We start from the raw sequence: 24,156 nt of genomic DNA on the forward strand, positions 1-24,156 counted from the left end.
CGCGCGTCCCTGCCGAAAGGCCGGTTCCCTCCGGGAGAGGGACGCAATCGCGAGCCCGATCAGACCGACCGCTACTTCACGCATTCGAGCGCGTACTTCAACCCCTGCCCGAGCACCCCGCGCCACACGTCCCACGTATGGCCGCCGTCGACGATGCGTAGCTCGGCCGGGTTCTGCGCACGGCGCAGGTGCGTGTACAGCACGCTCGATTCCGCCTGGATCGTCAGGTCGTCGTCGCCGGCTGCGATGAACATCGGCACGCGCCAGCTGCGCGCGAAATAGCCGCGCATCAGCGCCGGGTAGTTGAGCTCGTGCCACACGCGCGAGTCGAACTGCCGATCGCCGAACACGCCGACGTAGCGCGCGGCGGAATTGAGCGGCGGCTCGTTCGCATAGATCGCGGGGCTCAGCAGCATCGCGCCGCAGAACAGCCCGGGTTCGAGCAGCGAGAAGCGCAGCGCGCCGAAGCCGCCCATCGACACGCCGCCGATCGCGCGGCCCGCGCGCTGGTTCGACACCGCGAAGTGCGCTTCGACTTCGGGCAGCAGGTCGTTGAGGAACGCGCTCTGCATCTTCTCCTTGCGGTCGACGTACCAGTCGGTGCCGCCCTGCGGCATCACGATCACGACGGGCGGAATCTCGCGGTGCTCGATCAGCGTATCGGCGGTGGCCTGCAGCCGGCCCTGCGTGACCCAGTCGTTCGCGTTGCCGGCATTGCCGTGCAGCAGGTACATCACCGGGTAGCGCGTGCCTTCCGGGTTGTAGCCGGGCGGCAGGTAAACCGTGTACGACCAGTCGCGCTTCAGGGACGCGGACCGGAACGTGCGCAGCACGACGCTGCTGCCGGGATTGACCGCGGGCTCCTGAACGGCCGGCGCGGCCTGGACGGCTGCCGACGGCGATGCGGGCGACAGCGCGGGCGCGGCCGGCGTGGCGCGGGCGGTGGCGATGGAGCCGGCGATCAGGGCGACGGCGAACGGAAGGGCGAGTCGGCGCATGGCGAATCGTTTCAGGAGAGGCGCCGGCTATCGTAGCAGCGGCACATGACGGCGCGGCGCGTCATCGCCGCGAACGGAACGGCAGCCGCGCAACGAACGGCCCGTAGAGTTTTGCAACGAGATACAGCAGGCCCATCGCGACGGCGTCGGCGGTCAGGCCGAGCGGCACGTCGAGATAGCCTTCGGTCGCCTGGTAAAGCAGCGAATCGACCGCGAGCGAGATGCCGGTGCCCGCGACGAAGCACAGCAGCCCCTGCCGGCCGATCGTGCCGATCCACGGCATCGCGTGCGCAACCCTCTTCATCCAGCCGAGGTGCACGAGCTTGGCCGCGAGCCACGCGATCGCGAGGAAGTTCACGAGCCGCAGTGCGCCGAGGTTCTGCTTGATCGACGGATCGGTCGGGAACGGCTCGATGCGCAGCCGGTAGTAAGCGCCGGCGGCGACGATCGCGAGCGACACGGCCGTCAGCAACCAGCCCTGCGGCTTGGGCGCGAGCGTCTGGTAGACGGGCTGGCAGCGCGCGATCACGCCGAGCACGAACAGGAACTGCCACGCGAACGGATTGAAGTCCCACGGCGCACCTTCGACGGTCGGTAAGAAGCGCGCGATGTGCGGTGCCGCGTACCACAGCGACCCGCTGAACGCGAGCATCAGCCACGGCTGCGTGCGCGCGAGCGGCAGCGCGAGCGGGACGAGCAGCGCGAAGAACGCGTACATCGGCAACACCGATGCGAGGTACGGCTGGCGGCGGAACAGCAGGATGTCGCGCAGCGCGGCGAGCGGCTTGTGGAGCAGGCCGTCGAGGTCGTTGGTCGGCATGTTCGGGCCGTCGATCGCGAACGCGTTCAGCGCGGCCGTGATCAGCAGCATCAGGCCGGCCGTCACGAGGAACGCGCGGTAGATCTCGAACGCGCGCCGGATGAAGCGCTGGCGCGCGGCGGCCTCGTCGTGCCGCTCGGCGAGCGAGTTGTACGCGATCGCGGTAGCGAAGCCGCCGAGGAACACGAATACCTCGGCCGCGTCGCATAGTGCGTACGCGTGCAGCGTCACGCGCGACAGGATGCTGCCGCCGATGTGGTCGATGACGATGACGAGCAGCACGAGGCCGCGGAAGAAATCGAGCTCGGCGTAGCGGCCGGCCCTGGCGGGCGCGGTCATCGGACCGCCGCCCGGCGCGGGCCGCGCGCGCGGCCGGCACATGCCGCGCATGAATCGGGGTGAAGCATGACTTCGTGAGGAAATGGCGAACGGATGCGCATTGTGCCACCGATGCGGCGCCTGCCGGGTTAACACGGATGACGGGCCGGCCTGCCGCTGCCGATAAGCCGGGTCAGGCTGTCTGCGCAACGGGGCAGTTGGGAGCGCGCAACGCTTTGCGCGCGGTTTCGATACCCCAATGGACGGACGGTTTGCGACGTGACACCATTTTGTCCTCACGCGGCCGCACACCGCGTCGTCCGCACTGCGGGCCACACCTATAACAGATCAAACATTCGCCGGGCGCTCGGCCCGCCCGGCCCCCGGCTCCGGAGATCCGTCATGAAGAAGCACGTCATTTTTGCCGCCGCGCTCGCTGCATTCGCCGCGCCGGCCTTCGCCCAGAACAGCGTGACGCTGTACGGCCTGATCGACGAAGGCTTCAATTACACGAACAACGTGAACGTCAATGGGGTCGGAAAAACGAATTACCAGCTCGCGAGCGGTTTCGCGCAGGGCAGCCGCTGGGGCCTGAAAGGCAGCGAAGATCTCGGCGGCGGGCTCAAGGCGATCTTCACGCTGGAAAACGGGTTTGACGTGAACAACGGCCGGCTGGGCCAGGGCGGCCGCATGTTCGGCCGCCAGGCGTTCGTCGGGCTGAGCCAGTCGCGTTTCGGCACGCTGACCTTCGGCCGCCAGTACGACTCGGTCGTCGACTATCTCGCGCCGCTGACCGCGAACGGCAACTGGGGCGGCACGCTGTTCTCGCACCCGTTCGACAACGACAACACGGACAACTCGTTCCGCGTCAACAACACGGTCAAGTATGCGAGCCCCGACTGGAACGGCCTGACGTTCGGCGGCACGTACAGCTTCAGCAACAGCACGGGCTTCTCGAACAACCGCCAGTACAGCATCGGCGCGCAGTATTCGCTGGCCGGGCTGCAGGTCGCGGCCGCCTTCCTGCAGGCGAACAATCCGGGCGTCGGCAGCGCGGGCGCGATCGCGGCCGACGACGCGAACTTCGTCGCCGATCGCCTGCGCATCTTCGGCGGCGGCATCAATTACACGTTCGGCCCGGCAACGGTCGGCTTCGTCTACACGAAGACGGACGTGAAGAACCCGGTGTCGACCGTCTACCTGCCGGCAACGACGTTCGCCGGCCTCGGGCTGACCGCGACGAAGTTCCAGAACTTCGAGATCAACGGCAAGTACCAGCTCACGCCCGATTTCTATCTCGGCGCACAGTACGTGTACACGGACGGCAAGTTCGATGCCGCGGCCGGCTCGTTCAAGCCGAAGTACCATACGGTCGGCCTGATGGCCGACTACAGCCTGTCGAAGCGCACCGACGTCTATCTGCAGGGCGCCTGGCAGAAGGTGGCCGGCGACAAGACCGGCACGGCGGCCGACGGCGGCTACGTCGTCGGGACGGATGGCCCGTCGTCGTCGTCGAACCAGTTCGCGGTGCGCGCCGCGATCCGCCACAAGTTCTGACCGGACGGTGGCCGGGGCCGACCGCCCCGGCACCGGCCGTTGTCAGTCCGCCCGGCGCGTGCCGCCGAGCGTTTCCGCGAGCCAGTCGACGAAGATCCGCACGCGCGGCGCGAGATGCCGGCCGTACGGAAACACTACCGACACGGGCAGCGGCCCGGCATTCCATTCCGGCAGCACCTCGATGAGCGAGCCGTCGGCGAGCAGCGGCGCGAGCCCGTCGCGCGGCGCCTGGATCAGCCCGAGGCCCGCCAGACAGCACGCGAGATACGCCTGCGAGCTGTTGACCGACACGACGCTGTGCATCTTCACCGTGTGCACCTCGCCCGAATCCATGTCCGCATATTCCCAGTCCAGCTCGCGGCCCGTGCGGCTCGAGAAATAACCGACCGCGACGTGGTCCGGCAGCTCGTCCGGCGAGCGCGGCGTGCCGTGGCGCGCGAGATAGGCGGGCGACGCGCAGTTGATCTGCGCCATCTCGCCGATGCGCCGCGCGACGAGCGACGTGTCGGACAGCACGCCGACCCGCACCGCGCAGTCGATGCCGTCGGCAACGAGATCGACGAAGCGGTCGGTCGTGCTGATCACGACGCGCAGGTCGGGGTAGCGCGCGTGGAAATCCGGCAGCGCGGGAATCACCTGGTTCAGCGCGAAGCGCTCGGGCAGGTCGACGCGGATCACGCCGCGCGGCGACGCGCCGGCGTCCTCGAACAGCGTTTCCACATCGTCGAGATCAGCCAGCAACTGCACGCAGCGCTCGTAATAGGTCGCGCCCTCGGCGGTCAGCGCAACGCGCCGCGTCGTGCGCTGCAGCAGGCGGATCTTCAGGTGTTTTTCCAGATACTGGACGGCGTTGCTGACCGTCGGGCGCGGCAGTTGCAGCTGCTCGGCCGCTTTCGTGAAGCTGCCGAGATGGGCGACGCGCGCGAAGATGCGCATTGCTTGCAGATGGTCCATGCGGGGCGGGAGCGTTGGCGGAGGGGAACAGGCTCCATTGTTAATCAGCGTCGAATGGTTTGGTGGAGCCTTTCGCGTTTATCGCGCACCGCGATGCGCCCAGAATCCGGTCCATCCACTCACCACTTGAAGGAAACGGACATGGACACGCGTCAACTGGGCCGCACGGGCCCGCAGGTGTCGGCGATCGCGCTCGGCTGCATGGGGATGTCGGATTTCTACGGGCCGGCCGACCGCGACGAAAGCATCGCGACGCTGCACGCGGCGCTCGACAACGGCATCACGATGCTCGACACCGGCGATTTCTACGGGATGGGCGACAACGAGATGCTGATTCGCGACGCGCTGCGCGGCCGGGCGCGCGACCAGGTGCTGATCAGCGTGAAGTTCGGCGCGCTGCGCGATCCGGCCGGCGGGTTTGCCGGCTACGACGCGCGGCCCGACGCGATCCGGAACTTCGTCGCGTATTCGCTGAAGCGGCTCGGCACCGACTACATCGACATCTACCGGCCGTCGCGCGTCGATCCGGCGGTGCCGATCGAGGAGACGGTCGGCGCGATCGCCGATCTCGTGAAGGCCGGGTACGTGCGCCATATCGGCCTGTCGGAAGCCAGCGCCGACACGATCCGCCGCGCGGCGGCCGTCGCGCCGATCTCCGACCTGCAGATCGAATACTCGCTGCTGTCGCGCGGGATCGAGGCCGAGATCCTGCCCACGTGCCGTGAGCTCGGGATCGGCGTGACGGCCTACGGCGTGTTGTCGCGCGGGCTGCTGGGCGGGCGCTGGAGCACGGCGCGGCAGGGCGAGCGCGATTTCCGCGCGGCGAGCCCGCGCTTCCAGGGCGAGAACCTCGCACACAACCTCGCGCTCGTCGACGCGCTGCGCGCGATCGCCGACGAGAAGGGCAGCAATCCGGCTCAAGTCGCGATCGCCTGGGTGCTGTCGCGCGGCGGCGACATCGTGCCGCTGATCGGCGCGCGCGAGCGCACGCAGCTTCAGGACGGGTTGCTGGCTCCTAATATGCAACTAACGGTCAACGACATCACGCGCATCGAAGCGGCGGTTCCCGCCGGGGCGGCTGCCGGTGAGCGTTATCCGGCCGCACAGATGGCGCACCTCGACAGCGAGCAGGGGCGGGGGTAGTCCATGGGGCCTGACCAGCGGGCCTGACAGGTCCGCCCGACAGGCCCTAGCCAGCCTCAGGCAAAACCAGATGGCGGGCGGCGTGGCGGCGGGGCACCATCGGCGCCGTATTCAACCGGACGGAACGCCTGCCATGCAACTCCATACGCTGACGATCATCGTGCTGGTTTTCCTGCTGGCCGGCGCGGTCAAGGGGATGATCGGGCTCGGGCTGCCGACGATCGCGATGGGGCTGCTCACGCTCGCGATGCCGCCGTCGGCCGCGGCGAGCCTGCTGCTCGTGCCGTCGTTCATCACCAATGTGTGGCAGTTGTGGCTCGGTCCGTCGTTCGGGCCGCTGCTGCGTCGACTGTGGCCGCTGCTTGCCGGTCTCGCGATCGGTACGCTGACGGGCGGGCTGCCCGCGCTCGCGGCCGGCAGCACGTGGACGCATGCGGCACTCGGCGTCGTGCTGATCGCCTACGGGTTGTGGGGGCTGGCCGCCGCGCGGCTGCCCGCGCCGGGTCGTTGCGAAAAATGGCTGTCGGCCGTGGTCGGCTACCTGACGGGGGTCATGACGGCCGCGACCGGCGTGTTCGTCGTGCCGGCCGTGCCGTACCTGCAGGCGCTGCGGTTGTCGAAGGACGACCTGATCCAGGCGCTCGGACTGTCATTCACCGCGTCGACGATCGCGCTCGGCTTGCAGTTGCGCGTGACGGGCGCGCTGCAGACGGTCGATCTCGGCGTGTCGGCGCTCGCGCTCGTACCGGCGCTGGCGGGGATGGCCGGCGGCCAATATGCGCGGCGCGTGATGAGCGAGAAGGCGTTCAAGCGCTGCTTCTTCGTCGGGATGATTGCGCTCGGCGCGTATATGGCCGCTTCGAGGTGGCTGTGAGCGGGCATCGCCGACGCGCGTGATGACCGCCGTCCCGAAACATCCCGAAGCCGGCTGTCGATGCCGGCTTCGGGAGCGGTCACCGGGCGGTGATCGCGCCGCTCCGGCTCAGGCCGGATCGGCGTACTTCAGCGTCCACCCGAACGTGCGGGTCGCGCCCGCGCCGAGCGCAAACGGCTTCGTCGTGCACGCGAAGTTCGAATGCAACTGGCCGACCGGCGTCGTCGACAGCGGATTCGTCGCGCCGTTCGCCGTGTCGAAGGCGGACAGCGCGCAGTTGTCGAACCCGGACGCCGCATAGCCGGTCGCGGCGCTGTTCGCGTAGGTCACCGAAACGCCGTCGCCGTTGGCCTGCGTCGACGCGAAATCCGCGAACGACGTGAAGTCCGTCTCGACCGACAGGTTGCCGGCGAGCGTGCCCGAGCTCAGCGTATCGCTGCGCGCAACCGTGCCGTGCGCGAACGTCAGCACCGTATGCACCTGCAAGTCGAGATCCGTTGTGTACGCCGCATTCTTCGACGCGAGACGGAACTTCGCCGTATCGAACGACACGATCACCTGCCCGTTGCTTTGCTGTACGTTCAGGTTCTGGTAGTACGTGACGGGGATGTAGGTCTTCCCGTTGTACGACACCTGAGGTACCAGCAGCGCGTAGCCGAGATCGGTCGTGCCGTAGATCAGCTTGTCGGAGAACGGCACCGGGTAGTACGGCGTGTACGAGTTGTAGTCGGGCGCCTGGCTGAGGTTCAGGTTGATCACGCGCCGCCCGTCGCGCACGGTGAGCAGCGCCGCGCTGTACGGATGCGCGGTGTCGCCGGGCTGGTTGTACCAGGTGAGCGTGTAGCGCGGCAGCGCGTCGAGCCACGCAGCGTAGTCCGAATCGGCCATCGGCGCCTTGCCGCCGAAGCCGAGCTTGTTCCACCACGCATTCACGTACAGGTACTGGTGCAGCAGGCTGAAGTTCTCGCCCATCACGCGCGGCTTGCCGCGATACGCGTCGGTGCCGCGGCCCTTGACCCACATGTTCACCGACGGCGTCGGCAGCGACGGGTCGTACCAGTACGTGTCGAAGCGATGCGCGGCCTGGTAGATGAACGCATACGCGACCTGCTTCTCCTGGTCGGTCAGCACGCCGGCGTTGGCCGCCGCCGTCAGCACTTCCATGAACGCGGAATCGCCGTACGGGCCGATTGAGCGGCCGTAGTTGAAGCCCTGGCCGTCGGCGTTCAGCTGCGGCAGGATGAGGTCGACCGACTTGCGCAGATAGCCCTTCAGTTCGGGCGTGAGATTCGCCTCGTTGCCCATCTCGAAGGTGCGCTCGGTCACTTCGCCGATCAGCAGCGTGCTGTAGCGGTCGAAGCGCGCCTGGTCGTAATAGGTCGTGTGCGTGTTCGACGCTTCGTCGGAGAACCCGCCCGACGAGTCCTTGCGGATGTGGTTCGTGAGCGTGTACAGCAGCGCGTCGCGCGCACCCATCGTCGCGACGGACGGGTCGGTCGCCGATGCGAACGACGGGCTGCTCCAGCCGAGCTTCTGCCGCAGCCCGGCAATTCCGTAGGACACCGCATAGTAGTTCTGCGCGGTGTTGAGCGACGCGATGTCGATCGGCGTGCCGGCCGCCGGGCACGTATTGGTCTTGCCGCTCGCGTCGGGGCCGAACATGTCGCAGAAGGTGAGCCGCTGCTGCAGCGTCGCGAGCATCGCATCGCTGAAGACTTCGTTGAGCATCCCGTGCGCCTTCAGGTTGTTCAGCGCGACGAGGTAGTAGTACTCGCCCCACGACGTATTCGCATACGTGTAGTTGCTGCCCGACTGCGCCATCATCGCGGTCGTGATCGTCCGGTACGTAGAGAGGTAGTCCGCGTAGCGCGGGTCGCCCTTCGACTTCATGTCGATCAGGATGTACGACAGGCCGAGCGCAAGCTTGCCGGGCAGGAATTTGTCGCCGGTGTTGGTGTCGAGCACGTGGACCGGCGTGCCGTCGCCGAGATCCATCACGACCTGCGTGAAGTCGGGCGATTTCCGGATCAGGTCGAACAGCGCGCGCATCTGGCCCATCATCGTGACGGGAATGTTCGCGCCGGCCGGCACGCTGGTGTCGGGCGCGCCGTAGACGAGCGCCTGCAGCGAGTTCGACGCGAGCGAGGGCGTCGACGGGGCGGGCGACGAAGGCGGCGTGTCGGTCACGTCGTTGCCGCCGCATGCGCTGACGAACAGGACGGAAAGGGCGCTGAGCGCGGCGCCGAGCGCGAATCTGCTGCGCGGATGCATTGTGTCTCCAGTTTGAATAGTGATGAAGGACGGGCAGGTGTGGCCGTTGCCGCGCTCGACGCCCGTACCCGACCTCCGCCTTGCAACCCTGATCCCTGAAGACGGATGGCCTGAATCACAACTCGAGCGGGCAAGCGTTCTCCCTGCGCGGGCCGTGGCCGGCGTCGCGCTCATGCAGTGGAAAACGTTTTCCAAATTTAGGCATCGATCGGCGTGATGTCAATGAACTTTCACGCCGGGTGCAGCGGTAGAAACCCGAATAGTGGGAATGAAAAGCGCGGCGGGGAGATCGGAATTACGCTGAAATTGCCGGGGATTTTTTCTGAAATCGCTGGGGAGCGGTGTGGAGTGCAGGCATGGAAGCGCCGGGCGGGAAGGTTGCCTGGCGGTGCGTTAACGATGGAAGTAGAGAGAAAACGTTATCCATAAGGATCGAAGTGAATCAGGTCAGGCACCGGCGCGTCGATTGCGTCCGGCGCCCGGCCGCTCCGGCGAAGCTAAAGCTGTGCCTCGATCGCCGCCTTGTCGATCACCGACCAGACCTGGCGGATCTTGCCGTTATGAAACTCGTAGAACACGTTCTCGGCGAACGTGACCTTCCTGCCGTCGACGGCGAGCCCCATGAACGACCCTTTCGGCGAACAGGCGAAGCGAAGCCGGCACGCGACGCGCGGCGGCTCGCACGCGAGCAGCCGGATGTCGAAACGGAGATCGGGAATGTCGCGGTAGTCCTGTTCCAGCATCGCGCGGTAACCGGACAAGCCAAGCGGCCGGTCGTTGTGGATCACGTCGTCGGAGACGTACTGGCCGAGCGCCGGCCAGTCCCGGCGGTTCAGGCAGTCGATATACGCGCGGTAGCGGGTTGCGAGATCGGTTTCGGTCATGGCCATGCCTCCCGTGTATCGGTGGGGTGAGTCGAATGCGGCGCGCGTCACCGCGGCGTTGTTTCTCCGGATAAAAACGCGACGAACTCCCGCGTGTACTTCGGCAGCGCATCGAACGACCGCGCGCAGAGCGTCAGCTTCCGGTGGCTCCACGGATCGGACAGCTCGACGAGCCGCACGTCCATCGTCTGCATCGCGCGCTCGGCCGCATGCCGCGACACGATGCCGATGCCCACGCCGCTGGCGATCACGCGGCAGATCGCATCGAAGCTCTTCAGTTGCACGCGATAGCGGATCCGCTTGCCGAGCGCGCGTGCCTGGTCGGCGAGATGCACCTGCAGCGCGCTGCCGTCGGTGAGGCCGATGAAGTCCGCGTCGGCGATCGTGTCGAACGCGACCTTGTCGTACGACGCGAGCGGATGCGCGGCCGGCACGACGACGATCAGCCAGTCTTCGCGGAACGGTTTTTGTTCGAGCCCGCCGAGCCCGACCGAATCGGCGACGATGCCGACCTCGGCCGTCTTGTTGCGGATCGCATGCACGATCTCCTGGCTCGAGCGCTCCTCGACGCTGATCGACAGCTTCGGATGATGCGGCAGGTAAGCGGCCAGCGCATCGGGCAGGTATTCGCTCAGCGATGCCGTATTGCACAGCAGCCGGATATGCCCGCGCAGCCCCTGGCCGTATTGCTGCAGTTCGCCGCGCATGTGGTCGATCTGCTGCAGCACGGTGCGCGCGTGGTGTTCGAGCGCGCGGCCCGCATCGGTCGCCTGCGCGCCCGATTTGGTCCGGTGCAGCAACGGCACGCCGAGCTCGTCCTCCATGCCGCGGATGCGCTCGCTCGCGGCCTGCAGCGTGATGTGCGTCCGCTCGGCGCCGCTCGTGATCGTGCCGGCCTCGCAGATGTTCAGGAAGAGCCGCAGGTCGGTCAGGTCGAAACGCATGATGGGCGGGGAGCGATAGCGTTGGAATGGCCGATAAGTTAGCAGGGAACGGCAGCCTTGGTCTCAGGCGCAGCCTGAGACCCGATTCGCCGGTTCCGTATTTTCGGGGCACGATCGATGGCCGATCATGACCGCACATCAACCGGGGAGCCTGTCATGCAGATCGATTCGTCGTGGGGCGTGTCGTTCAAGATCGCGCTGCACCTGTTGTTCCTGTGCATCGGCATCGCGTGGGCCTGCTCCGAACTTGTCGAATGGTTGCGTTGAGCGTGGCGGCCGCCTGTCGCCGTCACGCGCCTATCGAAACAAATTTGTCATAGTTTACCGGGACGAAAATTCTTCCGCTTTCACGCAAAAAGACCATCAAGTTTCTCCAAATCGGACCGTATTACCGGTAGCACATACCGGCCGGCGCCCCGGTCGTGATCGTTTGTCATCATTGTTTGCATCCAGTTACACGTCGGCCGTTCCGTTTTTGAGATGCTTGAAAGATTGTCAAACCGGAGTCGGATCGTCCATGGAAACGCGCGAGATTCACCGCAAGGCGGCGTGGCTGTCGGGCCTGGCCGCCGTGCTCGTCATGGCCGGTTGTGCAAGCACGCAGTCCGTTCCGCCGAGCGACACGCTGGCGGGACAGTCGTCGCCGTCGAGCCAGCCTGCCGCTGCGCCGTCGGCCGCCACGTCCGCCGCACCGCCGCCGGCGCCGATTCTCGTTGCGCAGAAGTACGTCGTGAAGCGCGGCGACACGCTGACGGGCATCGCGTCCGCGAACGACTGCAGCATTGCCGACCTGCGCACCTGGAACAAGCTGGGCGCGAACGGCAAGCTGCGCATGGGGCAGGTGCTGCGCATCGTTCGGCAGCAGCCGCTGCCGCCGTCGGGCGCGGCCGGCACGCAGGCTGCCGCGCCGGCCGCCGCGAGCGATGCGGCGGCGGGTAGCCAGGCAACAGCGCAGGCGACGGCATCGGCCACGAGCGACCGCCAGGTCGTCAAGGAAACGAAGCGGCATTCGGGCGGTGTCGCGCTCACGTGGCCCGCACGCGGCAAGATCGTCGACGGGTTCCGGCCGGGGCAGAACCGCGGCATCCAGATCGCCGGCCGGCCGGGCGATCCGGTCCGCGCCGCGGCCGACGGCCGCGTGATGTACGCGGGCACCGGCCTGAACGATTACGGCAGCCTGATCATCGTCCAGCACAACGCGGATTTCCTGACCGCCTACGCGCACAACCGCAAGCTGCTCGTGAAGACGGGCGACATCGTGCGCCAGGGCGACGAGATCGCCGAGATGGGCGACCTCGACAACTCGCGCGTCGCGCTGCTGTTCGAGGTGCGGCGCGACGGCAAGCCGGTGAATCCGATGCCGTTCCTGCCTTCGCCGCAAGGCTGAAGCCCCCCGTTCTGCTGGAACGCAACGGCGGTCGCTGCTACGCTAGGGTCTGTTCATGCGAGTCCCGCTTGCGCGGGGCCGACGGTCGTCTTTCGGGGATGCGCGGCGGATGCCGTCGCGGGCCGGCCGTCGGCGTGAACCGGCGCGCGTCGCCGATGTGCGCCTGCGTTGCTTCGTGCCATCGTTTCCGACAGAACACTACTCATCCATGGAACACTCTCCGACACGCCGCTCGCTGTTGCTTGCCGCCGTTGCCGCGCCGTTCGTCGCCGCGTGCACGTCCGCGCCGGTCGCCGACCAGGGGCGCGCCCATGCCGCACAAGCCGAACTCGCCGCGCTCGAAAAAGCATCGAACGGCCGGCTCGGCGTCGCCGCGCTCGATACGTCGAACGGCGTGCGCATCGCCCACCATGCGCGCGAGCGTTTCCCGCTGTGCGGCACGTATGCGGTCGTCGCGGCCGCCGCGATACTCGCGCGCGGTTCGCTCGACGCGTCGCTGCTGCCGCGCCGCATCCTGTACCGCCGCTATGACGTCGTGTCGGGCTCGCCGATTACGGAAAGCCACGTCGACACGGGCATGACGATCGCGCAGCTCTGCGCGGCGATGCTGCAGTCGGGCGACAAGGGGGCGGGCAACCTGCTGATGGGCGTGCTCGGCGGCCCGCAGGCCGTCACGTCGTTCGCGCACGAGAGCGGCGACACGACGTTCCGCCTCGATCACTGGGAACCCGAACTGAACAAGGCCGCGCCCGGCGACGAACGCGACACGTCGACGCCGGTGGCGATGGTCGACATGCTGCAGCGGCTGCTGCTCGGCGACGCGCTGCGTGAGCCGCAGCGCGCGCAACTGACGGAATGGCTGGTGGGCGGCGCGCGTGGCGCGACCGGCATCGCGGCGGGCGTGCCGCCCGGCTGGCGCGTCGCGGACAAGGCCGGCACGGGCGGTTACGGCACGACGACCGATGTCGCGGTGCTGTGGCCGCCGTCGCGCGCGCCGCTCGTGATGGCCGTGTCGTTCACGCAGCCGCAGGCCGACGCGGCCGCCCGCGCGGACGTCGTCGCATCGGCGGCGCGCATCGTGGCGGGCGCGCTCACCACGACGGCCTGAGCGTCCTGCGCCTCGCGCAAAGCCGGCGTTTGGCTTATCGTGTCGGTCAGCGTGCGGTCCTTCCGCGCCGTTTTTCCGGTTCCCTTCTTCATGCGCCGACTTCCGCCCCTGCACGCGCTGCAGATTTTCTCGACAGTGGCTCGCCACCGCAGCTTCACGCGCGCGGCCGAGCAGCTGTGCATCACGCAGGGCGCGGTGAGCCGGCAGATCCAGACGCTCGAGGCGCATTACGGCTTTCCGCTGTTCAAGCGGCATGCGAAGGGCCTCACGCTGACGGCGGAGGGTGAGCAGTTGCTGCCGGTCGTCAACGAGAGCTTCGCGCGGATCGAGGACATCTCGATGAAGCTCACGCGGCAGCGCACCGATCTCGCGCTGAAGGTGCCGACCTGCGTGATGCGCTGGATGCTGCCGCGCATCATGCGCTTCCAGGGCGAGCATCCCGATCTCCATGTGCAGATCACGACGGTGTGGCAGCACGTCGTCGATTTCTCGAGCGAGCCGTTCGACGCGGCGGTCGTCTACGGCACGTCGCCCGGTCCGGGCGTATTCGCGCTGCCGCTGTTCGACGAGCGGCTGACGCCCGTGTGTGCACCCGAGTTGCGGCAGGCGTCGCCGCTCGATGCGGTTGGCGATCTCGCGCGCCATACGCTGCTGCATCCGACGCGCGACCATCGCGACTGGCGTGCATGGCTCGATCATGCGGGCGAGCGCAGCGTCGATCCCGCGCGCGGGCCGACGTTCGACACGCTCGATCTCGCGACGAACGCGGCGATGCAGGGCTTCGGCGTCGCGATCGGCGACGTGACGCTCGTCGACGACGACGTCAGCGCGCACCGGCTCGAACGGCCGTTCGACATCGTGCTCGAGACCGGCGCGCGCTACTTCTTCGTGTATCCCGAGAACCTCGGCAGCCAGCAGAAGATCCGCGCGTTCAGCGACTGGATCGCGCGCCATCGCGACTGACGCGCGACACCGGCAGCGGGCTTTACTGGTAGGTCACGACGGCGATCACCGGTGCATGATCGTGGCCCGGACGGTCAGGTAAAACGATTGCGCGCGAGGCCTGCGTAAAGGCCGTGGTCTTCAGCGAGCGCAGCGTTGCCGCGTCGACGAACGCGATCTGGCCGCTCGCCGGGCGCGGGCAGTCGGCGCGCATACGCGCGTGGGCGACATCGGCCGTGTCGAGCGCGAACGAGCAGGGTGGCTCGACGATCATGCCGGAGAAGTGAATGATGCCGGACGTGCCGCCGGCAAAGGACGAGGACGAGGCCAGAAGCGAGGCAGCCAGGGCGAACGAGGCAGCGAACAGGCGATGCTTCATGACAGGCTCCAGAGAGGAAGCGCGTCGCAGCGGGGCCGCTCGGGTGGCAGTCCGTCAACGCTGCGATGCTGTATGCGTAAACGGCAAAACCATCGGACCTCTTGAATGAAAAAACGGAAATACAGCTAATAAGCAAATGACGCCGGATTGCTTCAACCAATGTAGGTCGAATCTGCGCAACCGCAAGTCAGGGAAATGCCGGGTGGGATAGGGTCGCAGGACGAACGGTTGCCGCGACCGTTGCGTGGGCAATGTCCTTGCGCCGCCCGGAAAGCAAAACGGCCGCTCGTCTCGAGCGGCCGTTTTGCTTTGGAGCGGAGGGGGCGGTGTTCAGCCCGCGCGCTTGCGTACCGCGCCGACGACCACGAGCAGCACGATCGCGCCGATGATCGACGCGATCCAGCCCGCACCCTGGCCCGGCGCATACCAGCCGGCGGCGCGGCCGACGTAGCCCGCGACCAGCGAGCCGACGACGCCGAGCACGATCGTCATCAGGATGCCCATCTTGTCGTCGCCGGGCTTGAGCGCGCGGGCGAGGAGGCCGACGATGAGCCCGACCACCAGGGTTTCGATGAATTGCAGCATGAACGCCTCCCTATTGCTGTTGAGCTGTTGACGAAAGGTAATGGACCCGCACGGCGCGCCAGGGTTCCTTGCGGCGGGAAACCGGCGCGCGGCGTGCCGAGTATCGCATGCCGCCGCGTCGCGCGGATGTCAGGCCGACGGTGTGCCGACAGCCGGGTCCAGGCGGCGATAACCCTCGGTCGCGCGCAGCAGCGTGCGCGTGTAGTCGCGCGCGACTTGCCCCGCGCGCACGTCCTCGACCCGTAACTGCTCGACGATCTCGCCTTGCTGCATCACGGCGACGCGCTGGCACAGGAAGCCGATCACCGCGAGATTGTGGCTGACGAGGATCATCGTCAGGTTGCGTTCGCGATGCAGGCGGCGCAACAGGTTCAGGATCTCGGCCTGCACCGACACGTCGAGCGCGGAGGTCGGCTCGTCGAGCAGCAGCACGCGCGGCTCGACGATCAGCGCGCGCGCGATCGCGACGCGCTGCCGCTGACCACCCGACAACTGGTGCGGATAGCGGAAGCGGAACGCGGGGCCGAGGCCGACCTCGGACAGCGCGCGGGCGATGCGCGCATCGGCGCCGCCGATCGCGGGGCGGCCCATGCCGTGGATCGACAGCGGCTCGCGCAGCGTCTGGTCGACCGTGAAGCGCGGATGCAGCGACGCGTACGGATCCTGGAACACCATCTGCACGTGGCGGCGGAACGCGCGGTCGGGCGTGCCGCCGACCGGCCGGCCGTCGATCGACAGGCTGCCGGACGCGAGCGGCACGAGGCCCGTCAGCGCGCGCAGCAGCGTCGACTTGCCGGACCCCGACTCGCCGACGAGCCCGAACACCTCGCCGTCGCGCACCGCGAAGCTGGCATCGCGCACGGCGTCGACGTGACCCGTGCGGGTCGGAAAACGGATCGATGCGTGATCGACGTCGATCATCGTGTTGCCTCCTGTCGATCGGCGGGCGTGGTGGCGGGCGATGCGGGGTCGAGCCAGGCCGGATCGCGCCGCAGCACGGGCAGTTCGTCCGGCGGGTTCGCGAGCGGCGGGTTCGCGGCGAGCAGCCCGCGCGTGTACGGATGCGTCGCGTCGCGCAGGTCGCGCGCGGCGCAGGTTTCGACCACGCGGCCCGCGTACATCACCGCGACGCGATCGCAGAACGACATCACGAGCGGCAGGTCGTGGCTGATGAACATCAGGCCCGTGCCGTGCCGCGCGATCATCGCGTCGAGCACCGCGAGCACCTGCATCGATACTGCGACATCGAGCGCGGAGGTCGGTTCGTCGGCGATCAGCAGGCGCGGGCCGGTCGACACCATCATCGCGATCATCACGCGCTGGCCCATGCCGCCCGACAACTCGTGCGGATACGCATCGGCGACGCGCGCCGGATCGCGGATCTGCACGGCCGCGAGCGCGTCGACGATCCGTTCGCGCAGCGCGCGGCCGCGCAGCCCGGGCTCGTGCAGCCGGAACGCTTCGCCCATCTGCTTCGCGACCGTCATCACCGGGTTCAGCGAATATTTCGGGTCTTGCAGGATCATGCCCATCTGGCTGCCGCACAGCCGCCGGCGTTCGCGCGGCGACATCGCGAGCAGGTCGTGACCCGCGAAGCGCATCGTGCGCGCGGACCAGCGCGCGGCATCGGGCAGCAGGCCGAGCAGCGCGCGGCCTGTCAGCGACTTGCCGGAGCCCGATTCGCCGACGATGCCGAGCCGTTCGCCCGGTGCGAGCGTCAGCGTCAGGTCGCGCACGGCATCGGAGACGACACCGTCGTGCCCGCGAAAGCCGATCTTCAGGCCGTCGATCTCGCAGAGCGGCGCAGGCGCGGTGGCGGAATTCAACGGCATGTCACGCTCCATGGCGGGGATCGAAGACGTCGCGCAGCCCGTCGCCGAGCAGGTTGAACGCGAGGCTCACGAGCAGGATCGCGATGCCGGGCAGCGTCGCGACCCACCACGCGTCGAGCAGCACGTTGCGGCCCGACGCGACCATGAAGCCCCACTCGGGGCTCGGCGGCTGAGCGCCGAGGCCGAGGAAACCGAGCCCCGCGACGGTCAGGATGATGCCGGCCATGTCGAGCGTCGCGCGCACGATCACCGACGACATGCACATCGGCATGATGTAACGCAGCAGGATGCGCGGGCCCGATGCGCCCTGCAGCCGCGCGGCATGGATGTAGTCGGCCTGCGCGATGCGGATCGTCTCCGCGCGCGCGAGCCGCGCATAGGCGGGCCAGGCGGTGATCGAGATCGCGACGACCGCGTTGATCACGCCGGGCCCGAGCGCGGCCGCGAACGCGAGCGCGAGCACGATCTTCGGGAACGCGAGCGCGACGTCGGTGATGCGCATCAGCACGCTGTCGACGAAGCCGCCGCAATAGCCGGCCGTCGTGCCGATCAGCAGGCCGATCGGCACGACGATCACGACGACGAGCAGTGCGATGCCGAGCGTGAGGCGCGAGCCGGCAATCAGCCGCGAGAGGATGTCGCGGCCGAGCTGGTCGGTGCCGAGCCAGTGCGACGGCGAGCCGGGCGGCAGCAGGCGGTCGGACAGCACCTGGCGCAGCGGATCGTGCGGCATGATCAGCGGGCCGACGATCGCGACGACGATCAGCGCGACGAGGATCGCGAGCCCGAACAGGTTAAGCGGATTCGTGGCGAAACGGCGCCAGCGTCGGTACGCGAGGCCGAGCGCGGCCTGCGAGCGCGACGCGGGCGCGTCGGAAAGCAGCCACGCGCGCAGCGTGAGGCGCTCGGCGTTCATGATCGGACGACCTTGGGCATGGGCGATGAAAGAGGCGGGGTGGAAGCGGTCATGTCGGGGCGGCCCTCAGCGCGCACGCGGATCGAACACGCGGTACAGCGCGTCGGTCAGCAGGTTGACGGTGATGAACATCGCGCCGATCACGAGCGTCGCGCCGAGCACCGCGTTCATGTCGGCGTTCAGCAGCGCGCCCGTCAGGTACGAGCCGAGCCCCGGCCACGCGAACACGATCTCGGTCAGCACCGAGCCTTCGAGCAGGTTGCTGTACGTGAGCGCGATCACGGTGAGCAGCGGCACCGCGATGTTGCCGAACGCGTGCCGCCAGATCACGCGACGCTCGGACAAGCCCTTCGCGCGCGCGGTGACGATGTATTCCTGGCTCAACTGGTCGAGCATGAACGAGCGCGTCATGCGGCTCAGGTAGGCAACCGAGTAGTAGCCGAGGATCGCGGCCGGCAGCGCGATGTGCGACACCGCGTTGCGGAATACGTCCCATTCGCCCGCGAGCGCCGCGTCGATCAGCAGGCTGCCCGTGCGCGTATCGACCATCCCGTCGTACACGGGATCGAGCCGGCCGGGCCCGCCGACCCAGTGCAGTCGCGCGTAGAACAGCAGCAGCCCCATCAGCCCGAGCCAGAATACCGGCACGGAATTGCCGATCAGCCCGACGAAGCGCGCGATATGGTCGATCGGCCGGTTGTGCTTCACGGCGGCCGCGACGCCGAGCGGCACGCCGATCGCGATGCCGATCAGCGTCGCGATCGTCGCCAGCTCGAGCGTGGCCGGGAACACGCGCTTGATGTCGTCGAGCACCGGGTTCGCCGTCAGCAGCGACACGCCGAGATTGCCGTGCAGCACGTCGCGCGCATAGATCAGGAATTGCGTGACGAGCGGCTTGTCGAGCCCGAGCGCGATGCGTTCGGCCGCGTACGCGTCGGCCGACGCACGATCGCCGAGGATCGCCAGCACGGGATCGATCGGCACCTTGCGGCCGATCACGAACGTCAGCGCGAGCAGCCCCGCGAACGTGACGGCGAGCGTGAGCGCCCAGCGCAGCACGCGCAGCGCCCAGCGCACGGCCGGGCGCCGCGCGGGCAGCGTGCGCAGTGCTTCGAGGGAGGAGGCGGGAGTCGACATGCGGCGAATCTTATTGCTTCTTCAGGTTGCGGTACGACACGAGATCGTTGATCGGTCCGACGTCGAGCCCGCTCACGCCGGGCCGCGTCGCGACCTGCGCGACTTTCTCGAACATGATCACGAACGGCGAGCGCGCGAGCATGTCCTTCTGCATCGCCTGGTACCGTTGCGCGCGTTTCGCGGCGGTCGGTTCGGCAAGCGCGGTGTCGGTTTCCTTCGTCAGTTGCGGAATGTCCCAGCTATTGCGCCAGGCCAGCATTTTATAGCTCGTCTTGTCGGAATTGTCCGGATTCCACGCAAAACCCTGCGCGTTGCTGTGCGGATCGATGTAGTCGGCCGACCATTCGCCGATGTAGATGTCGTGCTGGCGCGCGCGGTATTTCGCGAGCGTCTGCTTGTTGTCGCCGGGAATCAGCTGCACCTTGATGCCCGCCTGCGCGAAGTTTGCCTGCACGGCCTGCGCGATCTCCGTGTACGGATAATCGTTGCGCACGTCCATCGTCACGGAAAAGCCGTTGGGCACGCCGGCCTTCGCGAGCAACGCCTTCGCCTTCGCGACGTCGAGCTTGTACGGGTTCGTGTTCAGCGTGCCGAGGAAGCCTTCGGGCAGGAAGGTCTGGTGCACCTTGTAGGTCGTCTTCACGACATTGCCCTGGATGCCGGCATAGTCGACGAGCCACTTCAGTGCTTCCTGCACGTCGGGCTTCGCGAGCGTCGGGTTCTTCGTGTTCAGGCCGAGATACAGCAGCGTCGCCTGCGGCGACGCCGACACCTTCGCCTTGCCGGATTTCACGACCGCAGCCAGATCGTCGGGGCTCAGGTCGCGCGCCGCATCGACGTCGCCATTTTCCAGCAGCAGGCGCTGGCTCGCGGCTTCGGGCACGTGGCGCAGCACGATGCGCTTCATCGCGAGCGGCAGCCGGTAGCCGTCGAAGCGCTGCAGCACGATGCTGTCGCCGGCCGCCCACTTGACCAGCTTGTACGCGCCGGAGCCGGCCTCGTTGGTCTTCAGCCATGCATTGCCGAAGTCGTTGCCCTGCTGGTGCGACAGCAGCAGCTTCTTGTCCAGCACCGACGCGGGCCACGAGCCGAGCACGTTCAGCACGAAGGTCGGCGCGTACTTGTGGTCGGTCGTGACCGACACCGTCAGGTCGTCGAGCTTCTTCACATTGGCCACGACGTTCGACTTGGTGAGTCCGATGCCGGTCAGCACGGCGGCCGGCCCCTTGTCGAGCAGCACCGCGCGCTGGATCGACCACGCGACGTCGTCGGCCGTCAGCGGGTTGCCCGAATGGAACTTGAGGCCGGGGTGCAGCTTGAACGTATAGGTCAGCCCGTCGGCGCTCACCGTCCACGACTGCGCGACATCGCCGTTGAATTTAGACGGATCGCGCAGGTCGACGCGCACGAGCCGGTCGTACGTGTTCGCGACGTATTCCTCCGGCACCAGCTCGTAGATCTCGCCCGGATCGAGCGTCGTGAATTCGTCGAGCAGCGTGGCCATCACGAACATGTCCTTCGGCGTTTCCGCGCGGGCGGCGGAAAGCGGAACGGCGGCGAGAACGGACGCGGCGGCCAGCGCCGCGACGAGCCGGGATGTCAGGGATTTCATGTGCGCTCCATCGGTCGTTGAAGTCGTTGAACGTGAACGGTGAGGGGGACGTGCATCGCCATCACATCAGGCGCCACGGGCCGCTCGCCGCGTTGTCGATCTGCGGCAACGCGCGCGAACCGGGCAGTTCGTAGTGCCACCACTCGCTGTCGATGTGCGCGAAGCCGGCCGCGTGCATCACGCCGAGCAGCAGCAGGCGGTTGCGTTGCACGGCTTCGGGCAGCCCCGCGTGGAAGTGACCAGACGCGGCGACCATCTCGTCGAAGCCCGTGCCCATGTCGAGCGGCTCGCCGTCCGCGCCGACGAGCGTCAGGTCGAGCGCGGTGCCGCGGCTGTGATTCGAGCCGCGGCCGAGATCGGCGATGAAATTCGGATCGGGCTGGAAATCCCACAGCACCTGCTGCGCCTGCGGCGGCCGGTAGGCGTCGTAGATGCGCAGCGTGAAGCCGGCTTGTGCTGCGACATCGACCGCGCGGCGCAGCGCGGCTTCGGCCGGTTCGAGCAGCAGGCAGTGCGCGCGGCGGTAGATCGGCTTGCCGGTCAGGTTGCGATCGGTCGCGTAGACGAGATCGAGGTCGACGCGATGCGTGGCGGGCGTGATTTCGACAAGGCGGTGCAAGGTCATCAGCGGTTCAGAGGGCTCGCTCAAGATTCGAATTGGTCGAACGTGTGCTGCAGTGCGCGGTTGCGCGCGACGCGCCGGTCGATCGCGGGGCCGAGGCGGTCGACGACGGCCGTGATCAGCAGGTTGAACAGGCAGGTGAGCGGCGCCAGCGAATCCCAGAACTGGCCGACGTCGGTCTTCACCTGCAGCAGGTCGGCCGGCCATTCGCGCGCCCACGGGCAGGAGAGATCGGTGACCAGCGCGAACGGCTGCCCGCGCTCGGCCGCCGCCTGGCAATAGCGGCGCGCGCTGCGCGAATACGCGCGCGTGTCGGTGACGATGCAGTACGGCCGCTCGAATTCGGAGTTCAGCGAATCGACATACGAGCCTGACTGGCCGTCGGAATAGAACACGCGCGGGCGCAGGTATTCGAGGTAGCTGCTGAATGCGTTGCTGATCCCGCGCGTCGACTGGATGCCGAGGATGAACACCGCGTCGGCATGCGCGATCCGGTCGGCGACCTGCGCGAAAACGGGGCCTTCGGCGAGCCGGTATACGTGGCGGATCGCATCGAGCTCGCGGTCGAGCGACGACGCGAGCGTGGCGTCACCGCCGTTGCCTTCGGCCGGCTGTGTGCCGGCGACACGGCGGTATTCGTCGAGCCGGTCGGTGATCATCCATGGGCGATCGCCGCCGCCGCGCAACTCGCGTTTCAGGTCGTCGAGATTGCGATAGCCGACGCTGCGCAGGAAGCGCCCGACCGAGATGCCGCTCGTGCCGGCCTGCCGGGCGATCTGGTCGGCCGTCTCGAGCCCGAGCCGGTCGAGGTTCGCGAGCATGTAGCTCGCGATGCGCTTCGCGGTCGGCGTCAGCTCGGCATAGCGGGATTCGACGGTACAGGCGAACGCGCAGGTCATCGGCTGTTAGATCGTTGTCGTCGGATGATCGAATGTCATCCATCTAACGAAGCCAAAATCATTCGCGCCAGCGGATAAAAACTATGGTGTGAGGAAAGGTGATAGGGTCAATCCCGGGTCGGGTTTATTTCCCCGGCGAATAATTTGCATTTTCCTGCCCGCTCGGAAGCGGCGGAAACGGATCTCGACACGCTGTTCGCCGCCCAGATCGTGTTCTGGATGTTCGCTGCGCCGGACGGGCATGCGAAGAATTTCAGCCTGCGCCTGCTGCCGGGCGGCTGCTTCCGTCTCACGCCGCTCTACGACGTGATCGCTGGCACGGCGGGCTGCGGCGATTACCCGCGCGCCGGCATGGCCGGCCGCGCGGGACGCCGCGATTATTTCGCCAGCGTGCGGTATGACACGAGGTCGTTGATCGGCCCGATTTCCGGCCCGGTCGTGCCGGGGCGCGTCGCAACCTGCACGACCTTCTCGAACATGATGATGAACGGCGAGTTCGCGAGCACGGCCTTCTGCAGCGCTTCGTAACGCTGCGCGCGCTTCGCGGGCGACGGCTCGACGAGCGCGGCCTCGGTGTCCTTCGTCAGTTGCGGAATGTCCCAGCTGTTGCGCCACGCGAGCATCTTCGTCGGCGACTGGTCCGAGTTGTCCGGATTCCACGCGAAGCCGCGCGCGTTGCTGTTCGGGTCCATGTAGTCGGGCGACCATTCGCCGATAAAGATGTCGTGCTGGCGCGCGCGGTACTTGCCGATCGCCTGCTTCGCGTCGCCGGGGATCAGCTTCACGCGGATGCCGCCCTGCGCGAAGTTCGCCTGCAGCGCCTGCGCGATCTCGATGTACGGATAGTCGTTCGGCATGTCCATCGTCACGTCGAAGCCGTTCGGCAAACCGGCCTTCGCGAGCAGCGCCTTCGCCTTCGCGACGTCCTGCTTGTACGGGCGCGCGTTCAGCGTGCCGAGGAAGCCTTCGGGCAGGAAGGCTTCATGAACCTTGTAAGTCGTGCTGACGATGTTGTGCTGGATGCCGTCGTAGTCGACCAGCCATTTCATCGCCTGCTGCACGTCGGGTTTCGCGAGGTTCGGGTTCTTCGTGTTCAGGCTCAGGTACAGCAGCGCGGACACCGGCCACGACGCGACCTTGATCTTGCCTGCCTTCGTCAGCGCGGCGAGGCTGTCGGGGCTCAGGTTGCGCGCGGCGTCGACGTCGCCGTTCTCCAGCAGCAGCCGTTGCGCGGACGCTTCGGGCACGTGGCGCAGCACGACGCGCTTCATCGGGTACGGCGTGCGGTATTTCTCGAAACGCTGCAGCACGATGCTCTCGTTCGGCGTCCACTTGACGAGCTGGTACGGGCCGGAGCCCGCATCGTTGGTCCTGAGCCAGCCGCTGCCGAGATCGTTGCCCTGCTGGTGCGACAGCAGCAGCTTCTTGTCGAAGACCGATGCCGGGCACGCGCTCAGCACGTTGAGCACGAAGCTCGGTGCGTATTTGCGGTCGGTTTCGAGCACCACCGTCTGCGGATCGATCGCGCGCACCTTCTGCATCACGTTCGCCTTCGTGAGGCCAAGATCGGCGAGCACGCCGGCCGGCCCCTTGTCGAGCAGGAGGGTGCGCTGCAGCGACCACGCGACGTCGTCGGCGGTCACCGGGTTGCCGGAATGGAACGTGAGGCCCGGGCGCAGCTTGAACGTGTAGGTCACGCCGTCGGCGCCGACCGTCCACGATTGCGCGATCTGTCCGTCGAAGCGCGTCGGATCCTTCAGGTCGACGCGCACGAGCCGCTCATAGGTGTTCGCGACGTACTCCGACGGCACGAGTTCGTAGATTCCGCTCGGGTCGAGGGTCGTGAATTCGCCGAGCTGCGTGGCGACGACGAAGATGCCGGGCGGCGTGGCAGCCTGCGCCGGCAGTGCCGGAACAAGCGCGACGAGCGCGGCGCTGATGAACAGCCGGGACAGCAGGTGCTTCATGTGGGCT

At 67.5% G+C, this 24,156-nt stretch carries 22 protein-coding genes and 1 pseudogene; 7 read left to right on the forward strand and 16 right to left on the reverse strand.

What is annotated here, in order from left to right:
* Positions 1-71 precede the first annotated feature (71 nt).
* On the reverse strand, positions 72-998 hold the full coding sequence (locus CUJ89_RS22445; protein WP_114179624.1) for an alpha/beta hydrolase: 927 nt from the start codon (positions 996-998) through the stop codon (positions 72-74).
* Between the two features lie 61 nt (positions 999-1,059).
* Complete coding sequence (locus CUJ89_RS22450; RefSeq protein WP_114181509.1) at positions 1,060-2,157, reverse strand: OpgC domain-containing protein; 1,098 nt, start codon at positions 2,155-2,157, stop codon at positions 1,060-1,062.
* Between the two features lie 381 nt (positions 2,158-2,538).
* Between CUJ89_RS22450 and CUJ89_RS22455 the strand changes: the two genes are divergently transcribed.
* On the forward strand, positions 2,539-3,693 hold the full coding sequence (locus CUJ89_RS22455) for a porin (RefSeq protein ID WP_114179625.1): 1,155 nt from the start codon (positions 2,539-2,541) through the stop codon (positions 3,691-3,693).
* Between the two features lie 42 nt (positions 3,694-3,735).
* On the opposite strand, the gene CUJ89_RS22460 is transcribed toward CUJ89_RS22455, so the two are convergent.
* Entirely contained in the window at positions 3,736-4,647 is a 912-nt protein-coding gene (locus CUJ89_RS22460) for a LysR family transcriptional regulator (RefSeq protein ID WP_114179626.1), read from the reverse strand.
* Positions 4,648-4,788: 141 nt separating this feature from the next.
* Between CUJ89_RS22460 and CUJ89_RS22465 the strand changes: the two genes are divergently transcribed.
* Together CUJ89_RS22465 and CUJ89_RS22470 are read left to right on the forward strand one after the other, a co-directional pair.
* Complete coding sequence (locus CUJ89_RS22465; protein WP_114179627.1) at positions 4,789-5,790, forward strand: aldo/keto reductase; 1,002 nt, start codon at positions 4,789-4,791, stop codon at positions 5,788-5,790.
* 133 nt (positions 5,791-5,923) lie between these two features.
* Positions 5,924-6,664 carry a sulfite exporter TauE/SafE family protein gene (locus CUJ89_RS22470; RefSeq protein ID WP_114179628.1) on the forward strand — a complete coding sequence of 247 codons (741 nt, stop codon included), beginning with the start codon at positions 5,924-5,926 and terminating at the stop codon, positions 6,662-6,664.
* Positions 6,665-6,772: 108 nt separating this feature from the next.
* On the opposite strand, the gene CUJ89_RS22475 is transcribed toward CUJ89_RS22470, so the two are convergent.
* The 3 genes from CUJ89_RS22475 to CUJ89_RS22485 all read right to left on the reverse strand — a co-directional run bounded on the left by CUJ89_RS22475 (position 6,773) and on the right by CUJ89_RS22485 (position 10,763).
* Positions 6,773-8,935, reverse strand: a complete 2,163-nt coding sequence (locus tag CUJ89_RS22475) for a hypothetical protein (protein ID WP_114179629.1) — start codon at positions 8,933-8,935, stop codon at positions 6,773-6,775.
* A gap of 497 nt (positions 8,936-9,432) precedes the next feature.
* Positions 9,433-9,819 (reverse strand): ester cyclase, encoded by a 387-nt coding sequence (locus tag CUJ89_RS22480; RefSeq protein WP_114181510.1) that lies wholly within the window; start codon positions 9,817-9,819, stop codon positions 9,433-9,435.
* Between the two features lie 47 nt (positions 9,820-9,866).
* The gene (locus CUJ89_RS22485; RefSeq protein WP_114179630.1) at positions 9,867-10,763 is read right to left on the reverse strand and encodes a LysR substrate-binding domain-containing protein; all 897 of its coding nucleotides are present in this window, start codon (positions 10,761-10,763) and stop codon (positions 9,867-9,869) included.
* Positions 10,764-11,280: 517 nt separating this feature from the next.
* Here CUJ89_RS22485 and CUJ89_RS22490 point away from each other — a divergent pair.
* The 3 genes from CUJ89_RS22490 (at position 11,281) to CUJ89_RS22500 (ending at position 14,221) form a co-directional block, all read left to right on the forward strand.
* The gene (locus tag CUJ89_RS22490) at positions 11,281-12,150 is read left to right on the forward strand and encodes a peptidoglycan DD-metalloendopeptidase family protein (RefSeq protein ID WP_114179631.1); all 870 of its coding nucleotides are present in this window, start codon (positions 11,281-11,283) and stop codon (positions 12,148-12,150) included.
* A gap of 208 nt (positions 12,151-12,358) precedes the next feature.
* Positions 12,359-13,258 carry a class A beta-lactamase gene (gene bla / locus CUJ89_RS22495; protein WP_114179632.1) on the forward strand — a complete coding sequence of 300 codons (900 nt, stop codon included), beginning with the start codon at positions 12,359-12,361 and terminating at the stop codon, positions 13,256-13,258.
* A gap of 90 nt (positions 13,259-13,348) precedes the next feature.
* Complete coding sequence (locus tag CUJ89_RS22500) at positions 13,349-14,221, forward strand: LysR substrate-binding domain-containing protein (protein WP_114179633.1); 873 nt, start codon at positions 13,349-13,351, stop codon at positions 14,219-14,221.
* A gap of 22 nt (positions 14,222-14,243) precedes the next feature.
* Here CUJ89_RS22500 and CUJ89_RS22505 read toward each other — a convergent pair whose 3' ends face one another.
* The 9 genes from CUJ89_RS22505 to sapR form a co-directional block, all read right to left on the reverse strand.
* Positions 14,244-14,579, reverse strand: a complete 336-nt coding sequence (locus tag CUJ89_RS22505) for a type 1 fimbrial protein (protein ID WP_114179634.1) — start codon at positions 14,577-14,579, stop codon at positions 14,244-14,246.
* Between the two features lie 330 nt (positions 14,580-14,909).
* Positions 14,910-15,164 (reverse strand): GlsB/YeaQ/YmgE family stress response membrane protein, encoded by a 255-nt coding sequence (locus tag CUJ89_RS22510; RefSeq protein ID WP_114179635.1) that lies wholly within the window; start codon positions 15,162-15,164, stop codon positions 14,910-14,912.
* 129 nt (positions 15,165-15,293) lie between these two features.
* On the reverse strand, positions 15,294-16,085 hold the full coding sequence (locus tag CUJ89_RS22515; protein ID WP_114179636.1) for an ABC transporter ATP-binding protein: 792 nt from the start codon (positions 16,083-16,085) through the stop codon (positions 15,294-15,296).
* Positions 16,082-16,996, reverse strand: coding sequence for an ABC transporter ATP-binding protein (locus tag CUJ89_RS22520; RefSeq protein ID WP_114179637.1), 915 nt, complete (start codon positions 16,994-16,996; stop codon positions 16,082-16,084). Before CUJ89_RS22520 ends, CUJ89_RS22515 begins: the two co-directional genes overlap by 4 nt.
* A 1-nt stretch (position 16,997) precedes the next feature.
* Positions 16,998-17,912 (reverse strand): nickel transporter permease, encoded by a 915-nt coding sequence (gene nikC / locus CUJ89_RS22525; protein ID WP_114179638.1) that lies wholly within the window; start codon positions 17,910-17,912, stop codon positions 16,998-17,000.
* Positions 17,913-17,978: 66 nt separating this feature from the next.
* Positions 17,979-19,049, reverse strand: coding sequence for an ABC transporter permease (locus CUJ89_RS22530; protein WP_114179639.1), 1,071 nt, complete (start codon positions 19,047-19,049; stop codon positions 17,979-17,981).
* A gap of 10 nt (positions 19,050-19,059) precedes the next feature.
* Positions 19,060-20,661 carry an ABC transporter substrate-binding protein gene (locus tag CUJ89_RS22535; protein WP_114179640.1) on the reverse strand — a complete coding sequence of 534 codons (1,602 nt, stop codon included), beginning with the start codon at positions 20,659-20,661 and terminating at the stop codon, positions 19,060-19,062.
* 61 nt (positions 20,662-20,722) lie between these two features.
* A complete protein-coding gene (ddpX, locus tag CUJ89_RS22540; RefSeq protein ID WP_114179641.1) occupies positions 20,723-21,286 on the reverse strand; it encodes a D-alanyl-D-alanine dipeptidase in 564 nt (187 codons plus the stop codon).
* A gap of 20 nt (positions 21,287-21,306) precedes the next feature.
* Positions 21,307-22,182: a sap1 transcriptional regulator SapR gene (sapR, locus tag CUJ89_RS22545; protein WP_114179642.1), complete on the reverse strand. Its 876-nt coding sequence runs from the start codon at positions 22,180-22,182 to the stop codon at positions 21,307-21,309.
* A gap of 171 nt (positions 22,183-22,353) precedes the next feature.
* Here sapR and CUJ89_RS22550 point away from each other — a divergent pair.
* Positions 22,354-22,497: pseudogene (locus CUJ89_RS22550) on the forward strand (HipA domain-containing protein); the annotation flags it as partial.
* Positions 22,498-22,559: 62 nt separating this feature from the next.
* Here CUJ89_RS22550 and CUJ89_RS22555 read toward each other — a convergent pair.
* The gene (locus CUJ89_RS22555; protein ID WP_114179643.1) at positions 22,560-24,149 is read right to left on the reverse strand and encodes an ABC transporter substrate-binding protein; all 1,590 of its coding nucleotides are present in this window, start codon (positions 24,147-24,149) and stop codon (positions 22,560-22,562) included.
* Positions 24,150-24,156 lie beyond the last annotated feature (7 nt).

This window comes from Burkholderia pyrrocinia, from assembly GCF_003330765.1.
In the GTDB taxonomy this organism is placed as follows: Bacteria; Pseudomonadota; Gammaproteobacteria; order Burkholderiales; family Burkholderiaceae; genus Burkholderia; species Burkholderia pyrrocinia_B.

Excerpts from the sequence above, each read along its gene's own strand:
- CUJ89_RS22510 (WP_114179635.1), bottom strand. The coding sequence starts at position 15,164 with ATGCTGCAATTCATCGAAACCCTGGTGGTCGGGCTCATCGTCGGCCTC.
- CUJ89_RS22490 (WP_114179631.1), top strand. The coding sequence starts at position 11,281 with ATGGAAACGCGCGAGATTCACCGCAAGGCGGCGTGGCTGTCGGGCCTG.
- CUJ89_RS22515 (WP_114179636.1), bottom strand. The coding sequence starts at position 16,085 with ATGATCGACGTCGATCACGCATCGATCCGTTTTCCGACCCGCACGGGT.
- sapR (WP_114179642.1), bottom strand. The coding sequence starts at position 22,182 with ATGACCTGCGCGTTCGCCTGTACCGTCGAATCCCGCTATGCCGAGCTG.
- CUJ89_RS22450 (WP_114181509.1), bottom strand. The coding sequence starts at position 2,157 with ATGACCGCGCCCGCCAGGGCCGGCCGCTACGCCGAGCTCGATTTCTTC.
- ddpX (WP_114179641.1), bottom strand. The coding sequence starts at position 21,286 with ATGACCTTGCACCGCCTTGTCGAAATCACGCCCGCCACGCATCGCGTC.
- CUJ89_RS22460 (WP_114179626.1), bottom strand. The coding sequence starts at position 4,647 with ATGGACCATCTGCAAGCAATGCGCATCTTCGCGCGCGTCGCCCATCTC.
- CUJ89_RS22530 (WP_114179639.1), bottom strand. The coding sequence starts at position 19,049 with ATGTCGACTCCCGCCTCCTCCCTCGAAGCACTGCGCACGCTGCCCGCG.
- bla (WP_114179632.1), top strand. The coding sequence starts at position 12,359 with ATGGAACACTCTCCGACACGCCGCTCGCTGTTGCTTGCCGCCGTTGCC.
- CUJ89_RS22505 (WP_114179634.1), bottom strand. The coding sequence starts at position 14,579 with ATGAAGCATCGCCTGTTCGCTGCCTCGTTCGCCCTGGCTGCCTCGCTT.
- CUJ89_RS22470 (WP_114179628.1), top strand. The coding sequence starts at position 5,924 with ATGCAACTCCATACGCTGACGATCATCGTGCTGGTTTTCCTGCTGGCC.
- CUJ89_RS22445 (WP_114179624.1), bottom strand. The coding sequence starts at position 998 with ATGCGCCGACTCGCCCTTCCGTTCGCCGTCGCCCTGATCGCCGGCTCC.
- CUJ89_RS22500 (WP_114179633.1), top strand. The coding sequence starts at position 13,349 with ATGCGCCGACTTCCGCCCCTGCACGCGCTGCAGATTTTCTCGACAGTG.
- CUJ89_RS22455 (WP_114179625.1), top strand. The coding sequence starts at position 2,539 with ATGAAGAAGCACGTCATTTTTGCCGCCGCGCTCGCTGCATTCGCCGCG.
- CUJ89_RS22555 (WP_114179643.1), bottom strand. The coding sequence starts at position 24,149 with ATGAAGCACCTGCTGTCCCGGCTGTTCATCAGCGCCGCGCTCGTCGCG.
- nikC (WP_114179638.1), bottom strand. The coding sequence starts at position 17,912 with ATGAACGCCGAGCGCCTCACGCTGCGCGCGTGGCTGCTTTCCGACGCG.
- CUJ89_RS22475 (WP_114179629.1), bottom strand. The coding sequence starts at position 8,935 with ATGCATCCGCGCAGCAGATTCGCGCTCGGCGCCGCGCTCAGCGCCCTT.
- CUJ89_RS22480 (WP_114181510.1), bottom strand. The coding sequence starts at position 9,819 with ATGACCGAAACCGATCTCGCAACCCGCTACCGCGCGTATATCGACTGC.
- CUJ89_RS22465 (WP_114179627.1), top strand. The coding sequence starts at position 4,789 with ATGGACACGCGTCAACTGGGCCGCACGGGCCCGCAGGTGTCGGCGATC.
- CUJ89_RS22485 (WP_114179630.1), bottom strand. The coding sequence starts at position 10,763 with ATGCGTTTCGACCTGACCGACCTGCGGCTCTTCCTGAACATCTGCGAG.
- CUJ89_RS22535 (WP_114179640.1), bottom strand. The coding sequence starts at position 20,661 with ATGAAATCCCTGACATCCCGGCTCGTCGCGGCGCTGGCCGCCGCGTCC.
- CUJ89_RS22520 (WP_114179637.1), bottom strand. The coding sequence starts at position 16,996 with ATGCCGTTGAATTCCGCCACCGCGCCTGCGCCGCTCTGCGAGATCGAC.